Raw genomic sequence first — 19,066 nt, 5'->3', positions numbered from 1 at the left:
TGGGACAGGAGGCCGGTCTCCGCAGAGGACAACCTGACCGGTGTCCTCGGCGGGCCACGGCCGCCGGTGTCCACGGCGCCGGCCCGGGCGACGGACACCGGGCCGGAAGGTGGGCCGAGCCGCCCTCAGGACGAACCCGACGCCGCTCAACTCCCCTCTGTCACCGGCCTGTTGTCGCCCGGCGTACGCGAAGCGCCGCGTACAGCACCGCGCTCACCGCGAACCCGACCACGGGGGTGATGTCCCCGAACGACGGCCAGTGCTCCGGCACGTAGCCGACGTAGTCCTCCTGGTTGGAGAAGAGCGGCACGGAGACCGCCACGCCGATCAACAGGGCCGCAAGCCCCGGCCAGTTGGTGAAGGCGCGGTCGGTCAGGCGGGCCGCCAGCTGCTCGTGAGGCACCTTCGCCCGGAGCCACCGCTCCACCAGGACCACGCCCAGCCAGGGCGCCACCCAGTACGCGATCACCAGCAGGAACGCCTCGTAGGACGCCCCCGCGTCGGAGAGCGAGGCCCACGCCGCCGCCGTGCCCGCGACCCCGGAGACCACGACCAGCACGCTCCGGCTCAGCCAGGCGGGGAGGTTCAGACCGAAGGAGGCGACCGAGATCGCGCCGGAGTACACGTTGAGGGCGTTCGCCGACACCGCGCCCAGGATGATCGCGAGCAGCACCAGATCGCCCAGCCAGCCCGGGAGATGGCCGGTGAAGGCCGCCGTGGGAGTGGCGTCCTTCGGGGACACGATCGTCGCCGAGGCCGCGCCGATCACCGCGACCACCGAGACGGACAGGAACAGACCGAGAGCCGGGTAGAGGATCGTCCTGAACCGGTTCGCGGTACGGGGGAGATAGCGCGAGTAGTCGGAGGCGTACGGGTTCCAGCCCGCCGCGTACCCCCAGGCCGCGCTGAACGCGAGCAGGAAGCCGCCGATACCGCCGCCGGTGCCGCCCCCGCCGAGGTGCGCGTCCTTGAAGGTCCACACCCCGGCGAGCAGGAAGATCACCGCGAGGGCGGGGAAGGCGTACTTCTCGAAGACGTGGACGAAGTTGTGGCCGATGAAGCCGATCAGGATCTCGGCGGCCACCACGAGCAGGAGGGACGGCAACGGGCGCAGCCCGGTCAGGGTGTTGAGGGCGAAGGCCGCGCTGACGCTGTTCACCGCGAACCAGCCGACGCCCGCCACCAGGCCGTTGGCCGCGGCGGGCAGGATGTTGCCGCGGTGGCCGAAGGAGAGGCGGCCGATCACCATCTGCGGCACCCCGAAGAGGGGTCCGTCCAGGGACAGCACGCCCTGGGTGAGCGCGCCGAGGGCGGTGCCGAGCACGATGGCGGCCGTGGCCTGCCAGAAGCTCAGACCGAAGAAGAGGACCGCGATCACCCCGATGAAGACCGTGGCGAACTCGATGTTGGGGGAGGCCCAGGTCCACAGGAGCTGGAGCGGGCCGCCGTGGCGTTCGGACTCGGGGATGGGTTCCGAGCCCGCCGACTCGACGGCGATGACCTTGTCACCGTATGCGGGAGCGAGGGTGCCGGCGGAGTCGGCGGGAGCTGTCGTCATGCGAGGTAAGTGTCCGGTCCGTACCGGCCTGCGCCCAGGGGCGCACTGTCCGTTTCGGGGAGCCCGCCGACGTACACCTTGTCAGGAGGCGTCCTTGGGGTCCTCGCCGGACTCGCGGCGCTTCAGCTCCTCCTCGCGGCGGCGCAGGTCGGCCTCCCAGTCCTTGAGGAGGGCCTCGTCCTTCTTGTTGTCGGCCTTGAGGGAGTTCAGGAACTCCGGGTTGTCGTCGGGAGCGACGTACTGCGTGCGGTGGTTGCGGTGCCACTCCGAGGGCGTACGGCCGTCCGCCGGCACGGTGCGCTGCTTGCCGGCCGCGAGCCACGCCACGGGGCCGACGATCCAGAACAGCAGGATGATGAAGACCCAGGCGATCTTGGGAAGGTGCTTGGCCTCGTCCTCGGGGGTGTTGAGGCAGTCGATGAACGCGTAGATCGTCAGCGCCAGCGGGATCAGGTACATCAGCAGCCGGAACATGTGCTTTGGCCCCCCAGGGAACGTGGTGTGGAGCCTGTGACGGGCCCCTGACGGGGTCAGGGTAGCGGCTCGGGGATACTTGACCCCATGGCTTACGACGATCTTCGCTCCCTGCTCAGGGCACTGGAACGCGAGGGAGACCTCAAGCGGATCAAGGCCGAGGTCGACCCCTATCTGGAGGTCGGGGAGATCGTCGACCGGGTCCAGAAGGCGGGCGGCCCCGCGCTGCTCTTCGAGAACGTCCGCGGGTCGGCCATGCCGCTCGCCATGAACGTCTTCGGGACCGACCGGCGCCTGCTCAAGGCCCTGGGCCTGAAGTCGTACGGCGAGATCTCCGAGAAGATCGGCGGGCTGCTGCGTCCCGAGCTGCCGCACGGGTTCGTGGGCGTACGCGAGGCGTTCGGGAAGCTCGGCGCGATGGCGCACGTGCCGCCGAAGAAGGTGAAGTCCGCGGGCGCCCCGGTCCAGGAGGTCGTCCTCACCGGGGACGACGTCGATCTCGACCAGCTCCCGGCCCTCTTCACCTGGCCGCAGGACGGCGGGTCCTTCTTCAACCTGGGGCTCACCCACACCAAGGACCCGGAGAGCGGGATCCGCAACCTCGGTCTGTACCGCCTCCAGCGCCACGACAAGCGCACCATCGGCATGCACTGGCAGATCCACAAGGACAGCCGCAACCACTACCAGGTCGCGGCCCGGCGGGGCGAACGCCTCCCGGTGGCCATCGCCTTCGGCTGCCCGCCCGCCGTCACCTACGCCTCCACGGCCCCCCTGCCCGGAGACATCGACGAGTACCTCTTCGCCGGGTTCATCGCGGGCAAGCGGATCGAGATGGTGGACTGCAAGACGGTCCCGCTGCAGGTCCCGGCGCAGGCCGAGGTCGTCATCGAGGGCTGGCTGGAGCCGGGCGAGATGCTGCCGGAGGGGCCCTTCGGGGACCACACCGGGTTCTACACCCCGCAGGAGCCGTTCCCGGCGCTGAAGATCGACTGCGTGACGATGCGGAAACGGCCGCTGCTCCAGTCGATCGTCGTGGGCCGCCCCCCGACGGAGGACGGACCGCTGGGCCGCGCCACGGAGCGGTTCTTCCTGCCCCTGCTGAAGATCATCGTGCCGGACATCGTGGACTACCACCTGCCCGAGGCGGGCGGCTTCCACAACTGCGCGATCGTCTCGATCGACAAGAAGTACCCGAAGCACGCGCAGAAGGTGATGCACGCGGTGTGGGGGGCACACATGATGTCCCTGACCAAGCTGATCGTGGTCGTCGACGCGGACTGCGATGTGCACGATCTGCACGAGGTCGCCTGGCGGGCGCTGGGCAACACCGACTACGCCCGTGACCTCTCGGTCGTCGAGGGCCCCGTCGATCACCTCGATCATGCCTCCTACCAGCAGTTCTGGGGCGGCAAGGCGGGCATCGACGCGACGAAGAAGTGGCCCGAGGAGGGCTACACACGGGACGGCGGCTGGCCCGAGATGGTGGAGTCCGACCCGGAAACGGCGGCGAAGGTCGACCGCCGGTGGAAGGAGTACGGCCTGTGAGTCCCCTTGCCGTGGGCGGTCCGGCCCTGTTCATCGGTACCGACACCGACTACGTGGCGCTCGTGCGGCCCGAACTGGACCCGGCCGACCCGGGCGTCCGGCTGGCCGCCGAGCAGGCGGGCGTCACGCCGGAGGAACTCGCCGGCCCCGGTGACACCTGGGCGGTCCTCTTCGAGCACGGCGGCGAGGGCGACGGCTTCGAGCTGCCCGGTGTGCGCGACGCCGAACCCGCCGACTTCGCGGAGCGGCTGCGCGCGGGGCTCGCCGCGGCGGACGGTCCGTTCACGGTCGACGGCGGAGCGGCGCTGCGGCTGGAAGCCCGTCCGGCCGGCGCGGACGGCTACGCCTTCACGGCGCACGTCATCCCGCCCGACGACGACGCGACACCGTTGACCGTGGAGACGGGTCCGCTGCCCGCCGCCGCACTCCTGACCGACCTCGACGCCTTCCTCGGGAGCCTCGCATGATGACCACCGCCGACGGGGTCGTGGGCCCGGGCCCGGCGTCGCAGCCGACCGGGAAGGTGAAGGGCTTCCTGCGCCTGGTGATGATCGAGCACTCGGTCTTCGCGCTGCCCTTCGCGTACATCGCCGCGCTGACCGCGATGTTCGAGTGGGACAAGAACATCCACTGGGGGCGGCTGCTTCTGGTGACGATCTGCATGGTGGGCCTGCGGACCTTCGCGATGGCGGTCAACCGGATCATCGACCGGGAGATCGACGCGCGGAACCCCCGGACGGCACAGCGGGAGCTGGTCACCGGGGCGATGTCGGTGAAGCACGCCTGGACCGGTGCGCTGGTCGCGGTCGTGGTGTTCCTCGGCTCGGCGGCGCTGCTGAACCCGCTGTGCCTGGCGCTGGCCCCGGTCGCCGTCATCCCGATGGTGGTCTACCCGTACGGCAAGCGGTTCACGAACTTCCCCCAGGCCATCCTGGGCCTCGCCCAGGCGATGGGTCCGGTGGGCGGCTGGCTAGCGATCACGGGGGAGTGGTCCTGGGACGCGGTAATCCTGGGCCTCGCGGTCGGTATCTGGATCGGTGGCTTCGACCTGATCTACGCCTGCCAGGACGTGGAGACGGACCGGGAGATCGGCGTCATGTCGGTGCCGGCGCGCTTCGGCATCCCGGCGGCGATCCGGGGGGCGCGGGTCTGTCACTTCCTGACGACGTCCCTCCTCATCTGGTACGCCGTCGCCACGGAGGCGGGCGGGTTCTTCTGGGTGGGACTGATGATCGTGGCGAGTGCGTTCGTGTACGAGCACTCGATCGTGCGGCCGCACGACCTGTCCCGGCTGAACCGGGCGTTCTTCAGCGTCAACGGCTTCATCGGGATTGCCCTGTTCGTGTGCGCGCTGCTGGATCTCCTGGTTCGTGGTCTGACCGTGTAAGTACGGTGCGCCTACCATCGAGGGCAGGACCTCAGGAGGCCACCGTGACTGTCATCTCGGACCTTGACCGCCTGCACTCGCAGCTCAGCAAGCTGGAGGACATGTTCCCCGGCTATCTGACGGAGATTGTCGAGGGCAGCATCGTGATGAACCCGGTCAGGCCGTTCCACGGGAAGACGATCCTCAGGGTGTCAGCCGGCCTTGAGGAGCAACTGTCACCGGAGTGGGCCCTGGTGAGTGATGTGGCGTTCCCCTTCGACGACGCCAACGAGTTCTGCCCGGACATCGCCGTCATCCCAGCAGAGGCAGAGGCCGAGAACCGTAGCTCTTACCCCGCTGATCTGATCGAGTTCGTAGCTGAGGTGGTGTCGCCGGAGAGCGTGCGTCGTGACTACGAGATCAAGCCGCGCTGGTACGCCTCCCGAGGCATCGCCAACTACGTGATCCTCGATCCGCTGCAGGGCCACGCCGTCGCCATGTGGAACCCAGGACCCGACGGGTACCGAGGCCGCGACACTCTCCCCTACGGCCCCGACCTGGCCGTCGACTCCCCGCTCGGCAAGCTGACGATCCCCACCTCCCGACTCCCCGTCGACCCGAAGGCCCGGCCTCAGACCTGAGCGACGCTCCGACCTGGCCGCCGCCGGAAGACGAACGCGGCCCCGATGCCCGCCACCAGGCCCAGCAGGTGCCCCTGCCAGCTGACGCCCGTCTGCGTCGGCGCCAGGCCCACCAGGATCGACGTGCCCCAGACCGCCGCCACCAGCAGCCCCGCCAGCACGCCCAGCGGGCGGCGCTCCACGAAACCGCTCACCAGCAGGTAGCCGAACAGGCCGAAGATCAGCCCCGAGGCGCCCGCCGTGTTGGTGTGCGCCGGGGCTATGAGCCACACACCCAGTCCGTCGGCCACGATGATGACGAGGGACAGCGCGGCGAACCGGCGCAGGCCCCCGAGCGCCGCGAGGAAGCCCATGACCAGCAGCGGGACACTGTTCGCGGCCACGTGGGCGAAGCCGAAGTGGATGAAGGCGGCCGGGACGACGTCCACCAGCTCGGACGGGGTGCGGGGCGTGATGCCCAGGCCGTCCAGGGCGTGTCCGCTCGCCACGTCCACCACTTCGAGCAGCCACAGCAGCGCGACCCAGCCCATCATCAGCTTGGCCGCGGCCTTCGCACGGTCACCGCGCGACCACTCGAGTTCTCCACCGGCCATGGCAACTCCCCTCCCCTTCAGAAGAACGCCCGACCCCCCTTGGCCGGTTCCCACCCCGCGACGCCGGATAGGCTCGGGGGTGTGAACCCAGTCAAGCCAGGAGAGACGCGGCGTACGCCTTGGATCGTAGGGGTGTCCGGCGCCTCCGGCACCCCGTATGCCGCGTCCGTTCTGCGCGCACTGCTCGCCGCCGGTGAGAGCGTCGACCTGGTGGTCTCGCGTGCCTCGCGGCTCACCCTCCTCGACGAGACGGGGATCTCCTTCCGGGACGCGCACTGGCGCGAGGACCTGCGGGAATGGCTGGGCCGGGGGGCCGACGGCAAGCCCGGCACCTTCGAGGCGGACCTCGACGCCGTGCGGTACTGGAACGCCGGTGACCTGGCCGCGGGGCCGTCCTCGGGGTCGTATCCGAGCAAGGGGATGCTGATCGTCCCCGCCTCCACCGCCTGCGTCGCCGGAGTCGCCCTCGGCCTGTCCAAGGACCTGCTGCAGCGGGCCGCGAGCGTCACGCTGAAGGAGCGGCGGCCGCTGGTCGTGGCGGTACGGGAGACTCCGCTGAACGGCCAGACGCTCCGGCATCTCGTCGCGCTCGACGACGCCGGCGCGAGCGTGGTCCCGGCCTCGCCGGGCTTCTACGCGGGCGCCACCCACATCCAGGATCTGGTGGACTTCGTTGCCGGGCGGGTGCTGGACGCGGCGGGCGTCGGGCACGACCTGTACCGGCGCTGGCAGGGCGAACTGGGCGGCGGCCCGTCGGGTCAGTAGGGCAAGCGGGCAGTAGGGCAAGCGGTCAGTACGGCACGTGGCAGTACCTCTCATCACTTCAGGCACTTTTCAGCGGAAGGCTTCGATCCCATGGACGCGGTGGACAGGCAGCTCATCCAGGCCCTGAGGGAGAACGGCCGGGCCTCCTACGCGGAGCTGGGGCGCCTCGTCGGTCTGTCGGGACCCAGCGTCACCGACCGCATCAACCGGCTGGAGGCGGCCGGTGTCATCACCGGTTACCGCGCCACCGTCGACTCCGCCTCCCTCGGCCTCGGCGTCACCGCGCTGATCGGTATCTCGCTCGGGGACGCGGTCGACCACGAGGACGTGGCACGCAGGCTCCGGGACCTCGGCGAGATCGAGGACTGCTGGTTCATCGCGGGTGACGACTCGTACATGCTGAAGGTCCGGGCGCCCGACGTCGACGGCCTGGAGAAGATCATCCGCCGGCTGTCCGGGACCGAGGGGGTCTCCCGGACCCGTACCACGATCGTCCTCTCCACGAAGTGGGAGAACCGGGTCGGAGAGCTGCCCGAAGAGGCGTAACGGCGTGGACGTACGGTTGTCGGAGTCGTCGGGGTTGTCGTGAGAAGGGTGTGGGCATGGACGTCGGACTCAAGCGCGAGCTGGAGGAGAAGGTCAGGGCCGGTGAGCGGCTGACCCGTGAGGACGGCATCGCGCTGTACGAGTCGGACGACCTGGCCTGGCTCGGCGGCCTCGCGCACGAGGTGCGGACGCGGAAGAACGGTGACGTCGTCCACTTCAACGTCAACCGTCACCTCAACATGACCAACGTGTGCACGGCGTCGTGCGCGTACTGCTCCTTCCAGCGCAAGCCGGGGGAGAAGGACGCGTACACGATGCGCATCGAGGAGGCGGTGAAGCTCGCCAAGGCGATGGAGGGCGAGAACCTCACCGAGCTGCACATCGTCAACGGCCTGCACCCGAACCTGCCGTGGCGCTACTACCCGCGGTCGCTGCGCGAGCTGAAGGCGGCGCTTCCGGACGTCTCCCTGAAGGCGTTCACCGCGACGGAGATCCACCACTTCGAGACGATCAGCGGTCTCTCGGCCTCCGAGATCCTCGACGAACTGATCGACGCGGGCCTGGAGTCGCTGACCGGCGGTGGCGCGGAGATCTTCGACTGGGAGGTCCGTCAGCACATCGTGGACCACCGGACCCACTGGGAGGACTGGTCCCGGATCCACCGCCTGGCGCACGAGAAGGGTCTGAAGACCCCGAGCACCATGCTGTACGGCCACATCGAGGAGCCGAGGCACCGTGTGGACCACGTCCTGCGCCTGCGTGAGCTCCAGGACGAGACCGGCGGCTTCCAGGTCTTCATCCCGCTGCGCTACCAGCACGACTTCGTGGACGTGCAGGACGGCAAGGTCAGGAACCGCCTCCAGGCCCGGACGCAGATGGCCACGGGCGCGGAGGCACTGAAGACCTTCGCGGTCTCCCGCCTCCTCTTCGACAACGTCCCCCACGTCAAGGTCTTCTGGGTCATGCACGGCGTCCAGACCGCCCAGCTCGCCCTCCAGCACGGCGCGGACGACATGGACGGCTCGGTGGTCGAGTACAAGATCACCCACGACGCCGACAACTACGGCACCCCGAACAAACTCACCCGCGAGGACCTCCTGGACCTCATCCGCGACGCAGGCTTCCGCCCGGTGGAACGCAACACCCGCTACGAGATCATCCGCGAGTACGACGCCCCGGACCCAGCCCGCCGGGAGTCGCCGCAGTCGATGCGCTTCTGAAGGTTCCGGCGGTTCTTCGTCTGCGGCGCCGCGGGGGCTGGTCGCGCAGTTCCCCGCGCCCCTGGGGGTACTCGGACCGCATGGTTGCCAAGGCACCCGGGGATGCCGACACCGCCGACCCCTTCGTTCTCCCGCTCACAGCGACGCGGCCTCCTGGCGGAACGGCCGCTGCAGCCCCCTAGGGGCGCGGAGAACTGCGCGACCAGCCCCCACCGCCCCGCGGCCGCGATCCGGCCCAAGTGCTCCCTCCGGTTGCGCGGGCCTGCCCGCAGCAACGCCTCCTGGTGACCGACGTCGGCTCCAGCCCCCACCGGCCCGCAGCCGCCATGACCCACAAGTCGCCCCCTTCGTTCGCGTTCCCCCACCCCGGGTACTCGCCCCCCATGGTGAGCACCACGTCACCCGAGGACGCCTACACCGCCGAACCCTTCGTTCCCGCCCGCGGCGGACTCCCCGCTCTGCGGAAGGCCGCCGCCGGCTGCCGGGGCTGCCCGTTGTACCGGGACGCCACGCAGACGGTGTTCGGCACCGGGGACCCGCACGCGCGCGTGATGCTCGTGGGGGAGCAGCCCGGCGACCAGGAGGACCGGCAGGGGAAGCCGTTCGTCGGTCCCGCGGGCAAGCTGCTCGACCGTGCCCTCGCGGAGGCCGGTATCGAACCCGAGCACACCTACGTCACCAACGCCGTGAAGCACTTCAAGTTCACGCAGGCCGAGCCACGCAAACGCCGTATCCACAAGTCCCCCACCCTCCGGGAGATGACGGCCTGCGGCCCCTGGCTCGCAAAAGAACTGGCACTCGTCGAACCGGAACTGATCGTCGTCCTCGGCGCCACCGCGGGCAAGGCGCTGCTCGGCTCCTCGTTCCGGGTGACGCAGGTGCGCGGGACCGTGCTGGAGGAGGAGATCCACGGCAGGCGGGAGCGGCTCGTGCCGACCGTGCACCCCTCGGCCGTACTGCGGGCCGACGACAGGGAGGCCGCGTACCGGGGCCTGGTGGCGGACCTGGAGGTGGCGGTCCGGGCGCTCGGGTGACGTACGTGACGCCGGAACCCGCTTGAGGCGACGGAGACGTAATGTCTAGCCTCGCCCCATGCCCCTTACCTTCACCCTCGACCCGGCCGTCACCCCCGCCCTCCGCGACGGAGTCCTCGACCTGTGGACGGACGTCTCGAACACGGGCGGAGCCGTCGGCTTCGTGGCGCCGGTCGAGCGGAAGACGATCCGCCCCGAGCTGGTGAAGCACTTCGTGGGAATGGCTGAGGGCCGGACGCGGCTGCTCGCAGGACACGACGAGGACGGTCAGGTCGCCGCCACCGCCTTCTTCGCCTTCAACACGCACCGGCTCATGACCCACTGGGTGTGGCTGTACACGGTGATGGTCCACCCCCGCCACCAGGGCCGGGGCTATGGCCGTGACCTCCTCGCGGCGGCGGCCGACGCGGCCCGCACCTTCGAGGGCGTCGAGGCGATACGGCTCACCTGCCGCAGCGGCCTCGGCCTGGAGCGCTTCTACGGCTCCTGCGGTTACAAGGAGGTCGGCCGCGTGCCCGGCGCGATCCGGGTCGCACCCGGCGACGACCGGGACGACGTGATCATGCTGCTGCCGCTCGACTGACCCCGTTCGAAGATCCGGTGCCCGGCGTGCTTCACTGGACAGTGCCTCTTTGGGGTGTTCAGGCCGTTCGATACGGATACGGAAGAGTGGATTGACATGCTCCGCTACACGCTGATGCGCCTCGGGATCCTGGTGGGCTGCCTCGTGGTCGTCTGGGGCCTCGTCTACTCCGGCCTCGCCCCGCGCGGCCTCGGCGACTCCAACGGCATGTGGATCGTTCTGCTCTCCCTGCTGCTCTCGGCCCCCATCAGCTTCGTGGTCCTGCGCAAGGAGCGCGACCGGGCCTCCATCCAGGTCGTCCAGCGGGTCGACCGCATGAAGGCCAACCTGGAGGCGAACCGCAGCCAGGAGGACGAGGCCGTCGACGAGGCGAGCCGTCCCCAGGGGCAGACCCCGCAGGCTCCGCAGGCCCCGCAGACCTCCTGAGCCCAACGCCTCCGCTGCCGCGCCCGCGTGACCGTAGGCTTTGCGCATGGGTGTCGTGAAGAGCAAGCGGATGCCGCGTGCCGTGCGGGAGCAGCAGATGCTGGACGCCGCTGTGGAGATCTTCGGGCAGCGCGGGTACATGACCGCCTCGATGGACGAGATCGCCGAACTCGCCGGTGTGTCCAAGCCGTTGGTCTACCTGTACCTGAACTCCAAGGAAGACCTCTTCACCGCGTGCATCCGCCGGGAGGCGGCCGCGCTCACCGAGGCCGTGCGGACGGGGGTGCGCACCGACCTGGCCGCCGACCGTCAGCTGTGGGACGGCCTGCTGGCGTTCTTCACGCACACCTCGCACCACCCGCACGGCTGGTCCGTGCTGCATCTCCAGGCCCGTATCCACGGTGAGGCGTTCGCCGCCGAGGTCACCGCGATGCGCGAGGAGATCGTGGCGTTCGTGACCCATCTGATCGTGGTCGCGGCCCGTGAGGCGCACCGGGACCCGGACCTGCCCGAGCGCGAGGTCGCCGGCCTCGCCGAGGCGCTCGTCGGCGCCGCCGAGTCGCTCGCCGCCTGGGCCAACGCCACCCCGGGCATGACGGCGCGGCAGTCGGCGGCGACCCTCATGAACTTCGCGTGGGCCGGCCTCGGGAACCTGATGGAGGGCCGGCCGTGGACCCTCCGGGACACCTCCGCCGGGGGCACCCCCCTTCAGGTCAGCGGGTAGACGCCCCCGCTCACGTACACGCGGTGCACCCGCTCCCCGCCGCACAGCTCGAACCGCTCCCCGTCCGCCGCGTAGGTCACCGTCCCCGGCAGCAGCACCGGCGCCCTGAACTCGGCCCGCACCAGCACCGCTTGAGGGGTGCCGTGCGCGGCCAGGCAGCGGGCCGCCGTCCACATGCCGTGGGCGATGGCCCTCTTGAAGCCGAAGAGGCGGGCCGTGAGCGGGTACAAATGGATCGGGTTGCGGTCGCCGGACGCGGCGGCGTAACGCCGGCCGATGTCCCCGGCCAGCCGCCACTCGTCGACGCCGGGCAGCGGTCCGTGCTTCTCGCGCTCCGGCTCCCCGCCGGTCCTCGGTGTGCGGTGCCGCGCCAGATAGGTGCTCACCGACTCCCACACGACGTCCTCGCCCACCCGCAGCTCGGTGACGACCGAGACCTCCGTACCGCGTCGGTGCCGCGCCAACCCGTCGACGTACACGGTGAGTTCGTACTCGCCCGACGCGGCCAGCTCCCGGTAGCGCGTGATCTCGATCGACGTGTGCACCAGTCCGAGCAACGGCAGCGGGAAGTCCCGTCCGCTCATCAGGCTCATGGCCAGGGGGAAGCCCAGCACATGGGGATACGTCACCGGCAGCGCGTCCTCCCCGGTCGCGAACCCGCACACCCGCTCGTAGGCGGCCAGCCGCGCGAGGTCCACCCGCAGCCGGGGCAGCACCAGCCGGGTCCGCGGGAAGTCCGCGGTGGCGGAGGGCCGCTTGAAGGGGGAGCGCAGGGCGCCCAGGGCGAGCAGGGGCAGGAGGGCGGGGGGCCGGTCGAGGACCGTGGAAGGAACCGCGCCGGGGCTGCCCGAGTCCTGGGCCCCTTCCCCCTCCCCGTACGAGTCGGCCTGCGTGTCGTCCGCGTGGGTTCCCACTACGCCCCCAGCAGGCTCTGGCCGCACACCCGTACGACCTGCCCGTTCACCGCGCCGGACGCCGGATTCGCCAGCCAGGCCGTCGTCTCGGCCACGTCGACGGGGAGTCCGCCCTGTCCGAGGGAGTTCATCCGCCGTCCCGCCTCCCGGATGAACAGCGGGATCGCCGCCGTCATCTTCGTCTCGATGAACCCAGGGGCGACCGCGTTCACCGTGACCCCGTGCTCGGCCAGCGCCCGGGGCGCCAGGGAGCGCACCAGTCCGACGACACCGGCCTTGCTCGCGCCGTAGTTCGTCTGCCCGGTGTTCCCGGCGAGCCCCGCGATGGACGCGGTGGCCACGATCCGCCCGCCCCGCCGCAGCGTGCCCCGCTCCAGCAGCGCGTCCGTCGTGCGCAGCACACTCGCCAGGTTCACGTCGAGCACCGAACTCCAGCGCTCGGCGGGCATGTTGACCAGCCGCCGGTCCCGGGTGATGCCCGCGTTGTGGACCAGTACGTCCAGCCCGTCCGGCAGCGCCTGGGCGATCCGCTCGCCCGCGTCCGCGGCCGTGATGTCCAGCGCGAGGGCACTGCCCCCGAGGCGCGCGGCCAACTGCTCGGCATCCGCCGACGCCCCCGGCACGTCGAGTACGACGACCCGCGCCCCGTCCCTGGCCAGCGTCTCGGCGACCGCCGCACCGATACCCCGCGCGCCGCCGGTGACGAGCGCCGTCCGCCCGGCGAGGGGCTGGGACCGGTCGATGTCCGCCTCCTGCGCCGGTCCGACCTCGATCACCTGGCCGCTGATGTACGCCGACTTGGGGGAGAGCAGGAAGCGCAGGGTCGATTCCGCGGCCGACGCGTCCGAGAGGCGTACGAGGTTCACCGTCCGGCCCCGCCCGATCTCCTTGCCGAGCGAGCGCGTGACCCCCTCCAGCGCCTGCTGGGCGGCGGCCTGGTGGTGATCCTGCGAGGAGAGCGGCGCCCCGAGGACGACGATCCGCCCGCTCGCGGCGACCGACCGTACGACCGGGTGCAGCGCCGCGTGGACCTCCGCGAGCCCCTCGACGTCCCGCACGCCGGTGGCGTCGAGGACGACCGCCGCGGGAGCGTCCGACGCGGACGGGAACTTCAGCCCGGCCAGCCCGGAAAGCCCGGCCAGCTCCGACTTGCCCGCCGTCAGCTGCAGGACCCCGCCCTCGAACCCCGGGGAGTCCTGCGACCACCGCCGCAGCACCGTGGGCTGCGGCAGCCCGAGGCGGCGGGTGAGGAACCGGCCCGGCGCGGTACCGGTGAAGCTCAGATAGCGGTCGGCCATGTCCATCTCCCGGGTCGGTCGCAGATTCCTTACTCTGGAGTAAGGTTACCGTAGGTAAGTCGATTTTCGAGGTGAGGAGCCGGGAGATGAGCCCCCTGAAGCCGCCGGTCGCCCGACGCGTGGCGATCGTCGCCGGTACCCGCGTCCCCTTCGCGCGCTCGGACGGCCCGTACGCCACCGCCTCGAACCAGGACATGCTCACCGCCGCCCTCGACGCCCTCGTGGAGCGCCACGGGCTCCAGGAGCCGGGCGCGGTGGGCGAGTTCGTCGCCGGTGCCGTCCTCAAGCACAGCCGGGACTTCAACCTCGCCCGCGAGACGGTCCTCGGCTCGAAGCTGGACCCCCGCACCCCGGCGTACGACATCCAGCAGGCGTGCGGGACCGGCCTGCAGGCCGTCATCGCCGCCGCCAACAAGATCACCCTCGGCCAGACGGAGTCCGCGATCGCGGGCGGCGCGGACACCGCGAGCGACGCGCCCCTCGGCGTCAACGACGAGCTGCGGCGCATCCTGCTGGAGGCCCGGCGCGCGAAGTCGGCCGGCGCCCGCCTCAAGGCGCTCGCGCGCATCCGCCCGTCCCACCTCGTGCCCGACATCCCGCGCAACGCCGAACCCCGCACCGGCCTGTCGATGGGCGAGCACGCGGCCGTCACCGCCCGCGCCTGGGGCGTGAGTCGCGAGGCCCAGGACGAGCTGGCGGCCACGAGTCACCAGCGGCTGGCGGCGGCGTACGAGTGGGGCTTCTTCCGGGACCTGGTGGTCCCCTTCCGGGGCCTGGACCGCGACCAGAACCTCCGTCCCGACTCGACGGCCGGGAAACTCGCCCGGCTCAAGCCGGTGTTCGGCCTGAAGGACCCCGACCCGACCATGACGGCCGGGAACTCGACCCCGCTGACGGACGGCGCGGCGCTCGTGTTGCTGGCCTCGGAGGAGTGGGCGAAGGCGCGCGGCCTTCAGGTACTGGCGTACCTCACGGCGTACGAGACGGCGGCCGTGGACTTCGTACAAGGGGATGTCGCACACGGGGAGGACGGCCTGCTCATGGCCCCCGCGTACGCCGTCCCCCGCATGCTGGAGCGGGCCGGTCTAGGCATGGAGGACTTCGACCTGGTGGAGATCCACGAGGCCTTCGCCTCCCAGGTCCTGGCGACCCTCGCCGCCTGGGAGAAGCAGGGCCTGGCCCCGGTGGACCGGGAGCGGCTCAACGTCACCGGATCCTCCCTGGCCACCGGGCATCCCTTCGCCGCGACCGGCGCGAGGATCGTGGCCACGCTCGCGAAGTTGCTGGCCGAGCGGGAGGGGCCGGGCCGCGGGCTGATCTCGGTGTGCGCGGCGGGCGGACAGGGGGTGACGGCGATTCTGGAGCGGCCGTAAGCGCCGATAGCTGACAAAGTCTCACTTTGCGGTCGAGGTTGCACAGTCCCGGCTCCGGACCATCAACGAACCCGCACAGACTCACCACTTGGGACACTTAGGATCACCGTCCTAACCCCTGGTAACCCTTCCCGGCGCACTCGCGGGTGAACGCCCCGGTACGTCCCCTGCGTACCTCATGCAGCGGAACGCCACCGAGCTGCACGTCCCAGGAGCTGACCATGTCCCTCTCGTACGTGTCCGGCCACGACTACGACGGCGCGCCCGTGCTCGTGGAACCAGAGATCGTGCGGCTGGACGGTGAGGTCCGCGAGGTCTCGGTGCCGCCGCTGGTCCCGCCGGTGACGCACGGCTCGCTCGCCGACCTGCCCTTCGACAACGCGGAGGCGGCCCCGGAGCAGCGGGTGATGAGCCGCCGCACGGACGACGGCCGCTGGATCGACATCACGGCGGCGGAGTTCGCGCGGCAGGTGCTGGCGGTCGCGAAGGGGCTGATCTCGGAGGGCCTGATGCCGGGCGACCGGGTCGCGATCATGGCCCGTACGACGTACGAGTGGACGCTGCTGGACTTCGCCTCCTGGGCCGCGGGCCTGGTGACGGTCCCCATCTACCCCACCTCCTCGGTCTTCCAGACCCGGTTCATCCTCCAGGACTCCGGCGCCGTCGCCCTGGTGACGGAGACGGCCGCCCAGGCCGCCGCCCTCGGCCCGGAGCTCAGCCGCCTGCCCGACCTGCGCCACATGTGGATCATGGAGAAGGGTCATGTGGAGCGCCTCGGGGAACTCGGCCAGGCCGTCCCCGAGCAGGAGATCGGCGTCCGGCGGGGCATGCTCGGCCCGGGCACGGTCGCCACCGTCGTCTACACCTCGGGCACCACCGGCCGCCCCAAGGGCTGTGTGCTCAGCCACGGCAACTTCCTCACCGAGGTCGACAACGCGGTCGAGCTCCTCTACCCCGTGTTCAAGTCGAAGTCGGACGACGACCTCGCGACCCTGCTCTTCCTGCCCATCTCGCACGTCTTCGGCCGCATGGTCGCCGTCGCCTGCGTCCGTGCCCGGGTCCGCCTCGGCCACGCGCCGAGCCTCCAGGCCGAGGATCTGATGGCCGACCTGGCCAGCTTCAGACCCACCTTCCTCCTCGTGATCCCGTACATGCTGGAGAAGGTCTTCAACAACGCCCGCGCCAAGGCGGAGAGCGGCGGCCGGGTCTCCGTCTTCGACCGCGCGACCAACGTCGCCGTGCGCTACGGCGAGGCGATGGAGTCCCGGCTCGCCGGCACCGGCTCCGGTCCGGGCGCGGCCCTGAAGGCGGCCCGCACCTTCTACGACTCGCTGGTGTACCGCCGTATCCGCAACGCCATGGGCGGCAGGATCCGGCACATCATCTCCGGCGGCTCCCCGCTCGGCCGCCGCCTCGCCGCCTTCTACGCGGGCGCCGGCATGGAGATCTACGAGGGCTACGGCCTGACGGAGTCGACGGGCGCGGCCACGGTGACGCCCCCGCTCAAGTCCCGCCTGGGCACGGTGGGCTGGCCCCTGCCCGGCACCCGGGTCCGCATCGCGGCGGACGGCGAGATCCTGCTGAACGGCGGTCAGGTGTTCCGGGGTTACTGGGACCCGTTCGGCGACGGGGTGGCCCCCGCCTCCACCGACGGCTGGTTCCCGACCGGCGACATCGGACAGCTCGACGACGAGGGCTATCTGACGATCACGGGCCGCAAGAAGGAGATCCTGATCACGGCCGGCGGCAAGAACGTCGCCCCGGCCCCGCTGGAGAACTGGCTGCGCTCCCACCCCCTGATCTCGCAGTGCATGGTCCTCGGCGACCGCCGCCCCTACATCTCGGCCCTGATCAGCCTCGACATGGACGGCGTCAACCACTGGCGACAGATGAACGGCAAGCACCCCGTCCCCGCCGAACTCCTCGTCGACGACGAGGAGTTGCGGCAGGTCCTGCAGCGGGCCGTGGACGAGGCGAACAAGATGGTCTCCCGCCCCGAGTCCATCCGCCGCTTCACTGTCCTGCCGACCGACCTCACCGAGGCGGCCGGCCATCTGACGCCGTCGATGAAACTGCGCCGGGAGGCGGTCATGCGGGACTTCGCGGGGGAGATCGAGGGCCTGTACGTGAGGGAGTGACCCGTCAGCAGCGGTGCACGTCCTTCGTCAGCACCCCCTGCTCGGTGGCGAGCGTGTGGTCGTAGCACGTGCCGGGCCCGCTCAGCCGGTACCGCTCGCTCGTCGTGGCCACCGCGTGCCGGTCCTCGCGGGCTCCGGAGGCTGTTCGCGCTGTCGCTGGTGGAGCGGCCGTCGAGGCTGTAGGTGCGGTCGCGCGGGTCAACTCGCTTTTGGACGTGACGAGTTGGCGATCGGCCCAGGTCCCGGCCTGGTTGTCCGTGTTCTCGTCGGGCGTCCACTGGTGGTCGATCGCCGTGGTCAGTGTCCGCTCGACGGTCGTGGTGCCCCGGCCGTGGGAGTTGCCCACGGCGGGAGCGTCCTTCTTGTACGACGTCACGGACCCCGTCACCACCGACTTGTGGGCGTCCTGCCACACCAGGACGTTGGTCGGCACGCTCCGTGTCCTACGTCGCGGCCGGAGCGGCGACGCAGTTGGGGCCGGACCCCACGGTCCGCGATGTCCGTCCGTCCACCGCAGGGTGTGCTCACCGTTCGGCGGCACCGCCTGCGCCGGTGCGGGCAGCTACTTCGTGATGGTGGCCAGCATGGCGGTGACGACCAGGCTCCACGCCAGCACCGCTATGCCCGAACGCAGCCACGTGACCTTCGATCCACCACACCATGCTCGTCCCTGCCAGCCGTCTTCCCGGCACGCGCAGCGCTCTGGTGGCGGGGGTGGCGAGCCCGACCGGCAGGCGCCCAGCAGGCTGGCCCGTCCGGGCCGCGGATCTTCCTCCATGTCGTGTGAACGAGTGCTCCGCGGCTGTGGGCACGGCCCCGCTGCCCTGCGCCCCGGCCGCGGCTGTCGTGTCGGCGGGCCAGGGCGGGGGCCAACGTGCGGCATCAGCCATACGCCTGCATCCTGAAGTCCGGTCACTCCCTCAGTCCCAGGCCCACAGCCCAAGGGAGGTCCTGTGATCGTGCTCGCGCTCGCGCTCGCACTGCCCCTCCTGATGATGGCCGTCCTCTTCGCCCTGGACGCCTTCGAAAACTGGCTCTTTCCCCCCTCCGAGCCTGAGGACGCCGCGCACGACCGCGCACTCTGACGACGGATTCAGGGCAGCACTGGCTGGTGCCGCATCAGGCGACGGCGTCCCAGCCCCTCGAGCAGATCTCCCGCAGCCCCTTCGGCCGTATCGACAGCTCGATGGCAACCTGCGGCGTCCGTACGGGCTCAAGTGCGAGTAGGAGACCAGGCGCTGGATCACCCGGCAGACGGTCGCCGGTGAGGTTCCGAAAAGCGGCGCGAGCTGCCGCATGGTCGGGTTCGCGCGGTAGTGGACCTCCCCCAGCAACTCCCGCTTGGCCAACGGGAACCGCCATGGCCGCTCCCATCCCAGACGTCATCGCGCGTTCTCGCGCCGCCTACACCCGCTCAGCCCTCAACGCCTCAGCCACACAACGCAGATGTCCTCCACGAGGGAACACGTATGACCCACGGCCGCCAACCACTCAACGCTACTGGTAGTGTTCGCCCGGTCACGCTAGGCAACTAGCCGCCACATGTGAGCAATGAAGAAGCGAGGGTTTCATGCGTAGGTTTCAGCAGGTCGTCATCGCAGCAGCAGTAGCGGCCGGCGGCCTGTCCGCCATGGGCGCCGGAACGGCTGCAGCTGACACCGACAGCGGACCGCAGGTATTGGACGTCTACCGTCCCTACCAGGAGTGCAGCCCGCAGACGGTGTCGGAGAACGATGTTCCGATCGGAGTGCTCGGTCTCGGTCAGACTCTGGACACCACCTGCGGCCAGTACAACACCGCCTTCACCGGCTGAGGTCACAGGCGCTCACCGCCGTGACGGTTGGTATGGGGTCCCTCCCGGCCCCGAG

21 protein-coding genes and 1 pseudogene are annotated in these 19,066 nt (G+C 70.6%); 15 read left to right on the top strand and 7 right to left on the bottom strand.

Features of this window, described 5'->3' with window-relative positions; translation table 11 throughout:
• Window positions 1-160: 160 nt before the first annotated feature.
• Complete coding sequence (locus tag ACIRP7_RS10050) at window positions 161-1,558, bottom strand: purine-cytosine permease family protein (protein WP_403655858.1); 1,398 nt, start codon at window positions 1,556-1,558, stop codon at window positions 161-163.
• A gap of 81 nt (window positions 1,559-1,639) precedes the next feature.
• Complete coding sequence (locus tag ACIRP7_RS10045) at window positions 1,640-2,032, bottom strand: PLD nuclease N-terminal domain-containing protein (protein WP_403655856.1); 393 nt, start codon at window positions 2,030-2,032, stop codon at window positions 1,640-1,642.
• A gap of 87 nt (window positions 2,033-2,119) precedes the next feature.
• Between ACIRP7_RS10045 and ACIRP7_RS10040 the strand changes: the two genes are divergently transcribed.
• From ACIRP7_RS10040 to ACIRP7_RS10025, 4 genes are all read left to right on the top strand, one after another.
• On the top strand, window positions 2,120-3,577 hold the full coding sequence (locus ACIRP7_RS10040; protein ID WP_403655854.1) for a menaquinone biosynthesis decarboxylase: 1,458 nt from the start codon (window positions 2,120-2,122) through the stop codon (window positions 3,575-3,577).
• Window positions 3,574-4,044: a hypothetical protein gene (locus tag ACIRP7_RS10035; RefSeq protein WP_403655852.1), complete on the top strand. Its 471-nt coding sequence runs from the start codon at window positions 3,574-3,576 to the stop codon at window positions 4,042-4,044. Before ACIRP7_RS10040 ends, ACIRP7_RS10035 begins: the two co-directional genes overlap by 4 nt.
• Window positions 4,041-4,964, top strand: a complete 924-nt coding sequence (mqnP, locus tag ACIRP7_RS10030) for a menaquinone biosynthesis prenyltransferase MqnP (RefSeq protein WP_403655850.1) — start codon at window positions 4,041-4,043, stop codon at window positions 4,962-4,964. Before ACIRP7_RS10035 ends, mqnP begins: the two co-directional genes overlap by 4 nt.
• 101 nt (window positions 4,965-5,065) lie before the next feature.
• Window positions 5,066-5,584 (top strand): Uma2 family endonuclease, encoded by a 519-nt coding sequence (locus ACIRP7_RS10025; RefSeq protein WP_069762903.1) that lies wholly within the window; start codon window positions 5,066-5,068, stop codon window positions 5,582-5,584.
• On the opposite strand, the gene ACIRP7_RS10020 is transcribed toward ACIRP7_RS10025, so the two are convergent.
• Window positions 5,575-6,177 (bottom strand): rhomboid family intramembrane serine protease, encoded by a 603-nt coding sequence (locus ACIRP7_RS10020; protein WP_403655848.1) that lies wholly within the window; start codon window positions 6,175-6,177, stop codon window positions 5,575-5,577. The two genes, ACIRP7_RS10025 and ACIRP7_RS10020, sit on opposite strands and share 10 nt — an antisense overlap.
• A gap of 81 nt (window positions 6,178-6,258) precedes the next feature.
• On the opposite strand from ACIRP7_RS10020, the gene ACIRP7_RS10015 reads away from it, so the two are divergent.
• From ACIRP7_RS10015 to ACIRP7_RS09985, 7 genes are all read left to right on the top strand, one after another.
• Window positions 6,259-6,942 carry a UbiX family flavin prenyltransferase gene (locus ACIRP7_RS10015; protein ID WP_403655846.1) on the top strand — a complete coding sequence of 228 codons (684 nt, stop codon included), beginning with the start codon at window positions 6,259-6,261 and terminating at the stop codon, window positions 6,940-6,942.
• A gap of 90 nt (window positions 6,943-7,032) precedes the next feature.
• Window positions 7,033-7,488, top strand: a complete 456-nt coding sequence (locus tag ACIRP7_RS10010; protein WP_007383915.1) for an Lrp/AsnC family transcriptional regulator — start codon at window positions 7,033-7,035, stop codon at window positions 7,486-7,488.
• 56 nt (window positions 7,489-7,544) lie between these two features.
• Window positions 7,545-8,708, top strand: a complete 1,164-nt coding sequence (gene mqnE, locus ACIRP7_RS10005; RefSeq protein ID WP_403655844.1) for an aminofutalosine synthase MqnE — start codon at window positions 7,545-7,547, stop codon at window positions 8,706-8,708.
• A gap of 383 nt (window positions 8,709-9,091) precedes the next feature.
• Window positions 9,092-9,742, top strand: coding sequence for a UdgX family uracil-DNA binding protein (locus tag ACIRP7_RS10000; RefSeq protein WP_403655842.1), 651 nt, complete (start codon window positions 9,092-9,094; stop codon window positions 9,740-9,742).
• Between the two features lie 58 nt (window positions 9,743-9,800).
• Entirely contained in the window at window positions 9,801-10,325 is a 525-nt protein-coding gene (locus tag ACIRP7_RS09995; RefSeq protein WP_403655840.1) for a GNAT family N-acetyltransferase, read from the top strand.
• A gap of 96 nt (window positions 10,326-10,421) precedes the next feature.
• Complete coding sequence (locus ACIRP7_RS09990; protein WP_352390717.1) at window positions 10,422-10,751, top strand: DUF4229 domain-containing protein; 330 nt, start codon at window positions 10,422-10,424, stop codon at window positions 10,749-10,751.
• A gap of 46 nt (window positions 10,752-10,797) precedes the next feature.
• Window positions 10,798-11,475: a TetR/AcrR family transcriptional regulator gene (locus ACIRP7_RS09985; RefSeq protein WP_403655837.1), complete on the top strand. Its 678-nt coding sequence runs from the start codon at window positions 10,798-10,800 to the stop codon at window positions 11,473-11,475.
• Here the strand turns inward: ACIRP7_RS09985 and ACIRP7_RS09980 are convergent.
• On the bottom strand, window positions 11,460-12,389 hold the full coding sequence (locus tag ACIRP7_RS09980) for a MaoC family dehydratase (protein ID WP_403655835.1): 930 nt from the start codon (window positions 12,387-12,389) through the stop codon (window positions 11,460-11,462). The genes ACIRP7_RS09985 and ACIRP7_RS09980 overlap by 16 nt on opposite strands.
• On the bottom strand, window positions 12,389-13,687 hold the full coding sequence (locus tag ACIRP7_RS09975) for a 3-oxoacyl-ACP reductase (RefSeq protein ID WP_403655833.1): 1,299 nt from the start codon (window positions 13,685-13,687) through the stop codon (window positions 12,389-12,391). The genes ACIRP7_RS09980 and ACIRP7_RS09975 overlap by 1 nt, the downstream gene beginning before the upstream one ends.
• Window positions 13,688-13,773: 86 nt before the next feature.
• On the opposite strand from ACIRP7_RS09975, the gene ACIRP7_RS09970 reads away from it, so the two are divergent.
• Window positions 13,774-15,060 (top strand): acetyl-CoA C-acetyltransferase, encoded by a 1,287-nt coding sequence (locus tag ACIRP7_RS09970; RefSeq protein WP_403655831.1) that lies wholly within the window; start codon window positions 13,774-13,776, stop codon window positions 15,058-15,060.
• Window positions 15,061-15,281: 221 nt separating this feature from the next.
• Window positions 15,282-17,198, top strand: coding sequence for an AMP-dependent synthetase/ligase (locus ACIRP7_RS09965; protein ID WP_403655829.1), 1,917 nt, complete (start codon window positions 15,282-15,284; stop codon window positions 17,196-17,198).
• Between the two features lie 4 nt (window positions 17,199-17,202).
• On the opposite strand, the gene ACIRP7_RS09960 is transcribed toward ACIRP7_RS09965, so the two are convergent.
• Window positions 17,203-17,631, bottom strand: a complete 429-nt coding sequence (locus ACIRP7_RS09960; protein ID WP_403655827.1) for a hypothetical protein — start codon at window positions 17,629-17,631, stop codon at window positions 17,203-17,205.
• A gap of 520 nt (window positions 17,632-18,151) precedes the next feature.
• On the opposite strand from ACIRP7_RS09960, the gene ACIRP7_RS09955 reads away from it, so the two are divergent.
• Window positions 18,152-18,283: a hypothetical protein gene (locus ACIRP7_RS09955; protein WP_403655825.1), complete on the top strand. Its 132-nt coding sequence runs from the start codon at window positions 18,152-18,154 to the stop codon at window positions 18,281-18,283.
• Window positions 18,284-18,404: 121 nt separating this feature from the next.
• Here ACIRP7_RS09955 and ACIRP7_RS09950 read toward each other — a convergent pair.
• Window positions 18,405-18,565 (bottom strand): annotated as a pseudogene (locus ACIRP7_RS09950) (transposase family protein); the annotation flags it as partial.
• 203 nt (window positions 18,566-18,768) lie between these two features.
• On the opposite strand from ACIRP7_RS09950, the gene ACIRP7_RS09945 reads away from it, so the two are divergent.
• Complete coding sequence (locus ACIRP7_RS09945; RefSeq protein ID WP_403655823.1) at window positions 18,769-19,011, top strand: hypothetical protein; 243 nt, start codon at window positions 18,769-18,771, stop codon at window positions 19,009-19,011.
• Window positions 19,012-19,066 lie beyond the last annotated feature (55 nt).

It is taken from the genome of Streptomyces sp. NPDC102270 (genome assembly GCF_044766405.1).
GTDB lineage: Bacteria > Actinomycetota > Actinomycetes > Streptomycetales > Streptomycetaceae > Streptomyces.
Note: the sequence above shows the minus strand (reverse complement) of the source record. Positions and strands in the feature narration are given on the sequence as shown.

Bases quoted from the DNA above. Each gene is read 5' to 3' on its own strand.
- ACIRP7_RS09945 (WP_403655823.1), top strand. From the start codon at position 18,769: ATGCGTAGGTTTCAGCAGGTCGTCATCGCAGCAGCAGTAGCGGCCGGC.
- ACIRP7_RS10045 (WP_403655856.1), bottom strand. From the start codon at position 2,032: ATGTTCCGGCTGCTGATGTACCTGATCCCGCTGGCGCTGACGATCTAC.
- ACIRP7_RS10025 (WP_069762903.1), top strand. From the start codon at position 5,066: ATGTTCCCCGGCTATCTGACGGAGATTGTCGAGGGCAGCATCGTGATG.
- ACIRP7_RS10020 (WP_403655848.1), bottom strand. From the start codon at position 6,177: ATGGCCGGTGGAGAACTCGAGTGGTCGCGCGGTGACCGTGCGAAGGCC.
- ACIRP7_RS09990 (WP_352390717.1), top strand. From the start codon at position 10,422: ATGCTCCGCTACACGCTGATGCGCCTCGGGATCCTGGTGGGCTGCCTC.
- ACIRP7_RS10050 (WP_403655858.1), bottom strand. From the start codon at position 1,558: ATGACGACAGCTCCCGCCGACTCCGCCGGCACCCTCGCTCCCGCATAC.
- ACIRP7_RS09965 (WP_403655829.1), top strand. From the start codon at position 15,282: ATGTCCCTCTCGTACGTGTCCGGCCACGACTACGACGGCGCGCCCGTG.
- ACIRP7_RS09985 (WP_403655837.1), top strand. From the start codon at position 10,798: ATGGGTGTCGTGAAGAGCAAGCGGATGCCGCGTGCCGTGCGGGAGCAG.
- ACIRP7_RS09975 (WP_403655833.1), bottom strand. From the start codon at position 13,687: ATGGCCGACCGCTATCTGAGCTTCACCGGTACCGCGCCGGGCCGGTTC.
- mqnE (WP_403655844.1), top strand. From the start codon at position 7,545: ATGGACGTCGGACTCAAGCGCGAGCTGGAGGAGAAGGTCAGGGCCGGT.
- ACIRP7_RS10040 (WP_403655854.1), top strand. From the start codon at position 2,120: ATGGCTTACGACGATCTTCGCTCCCTGCTCAGGGCACTGGAACGCGAG.
- ACIRP7_RS10010 (WP_007383915.1), top strand. From the start codon at position 7,033: ATGGACGCGGTGGACAGGCAGCTCATCCAGGCCCTGAGGGAGAACGGC.
- ACIRP7_RS10000 (WP_403655842.1), top strand. From the start codon at position 9,092: ATGGTGAGCACCACGTCACCCGAGGACGCCTACACCGCCGAACCCTTC.
- ACIRP7_RS09970 (WP_403655831.1), top strand. From the start codon at position 13,774: ATGAGCCCCCTGAAGCCGCCGGTCGCCCGACGCGTGGCGATCGTCGCC.
- ACIRP7_RS09995 (WP_403655840.1), top strand. From the start codon at position 9,801: ATGCCCCTTACCTTCACCCTCGACCCGGCCGTCACCCCCGCCCTCCGC.
- mqnP (WP_403655850.1), top strand. From the start codon at position 4,041: ATGATGACCACCGCCGACGGGGTCGTGGGCCCGGGCCCGGCGTCGCAG.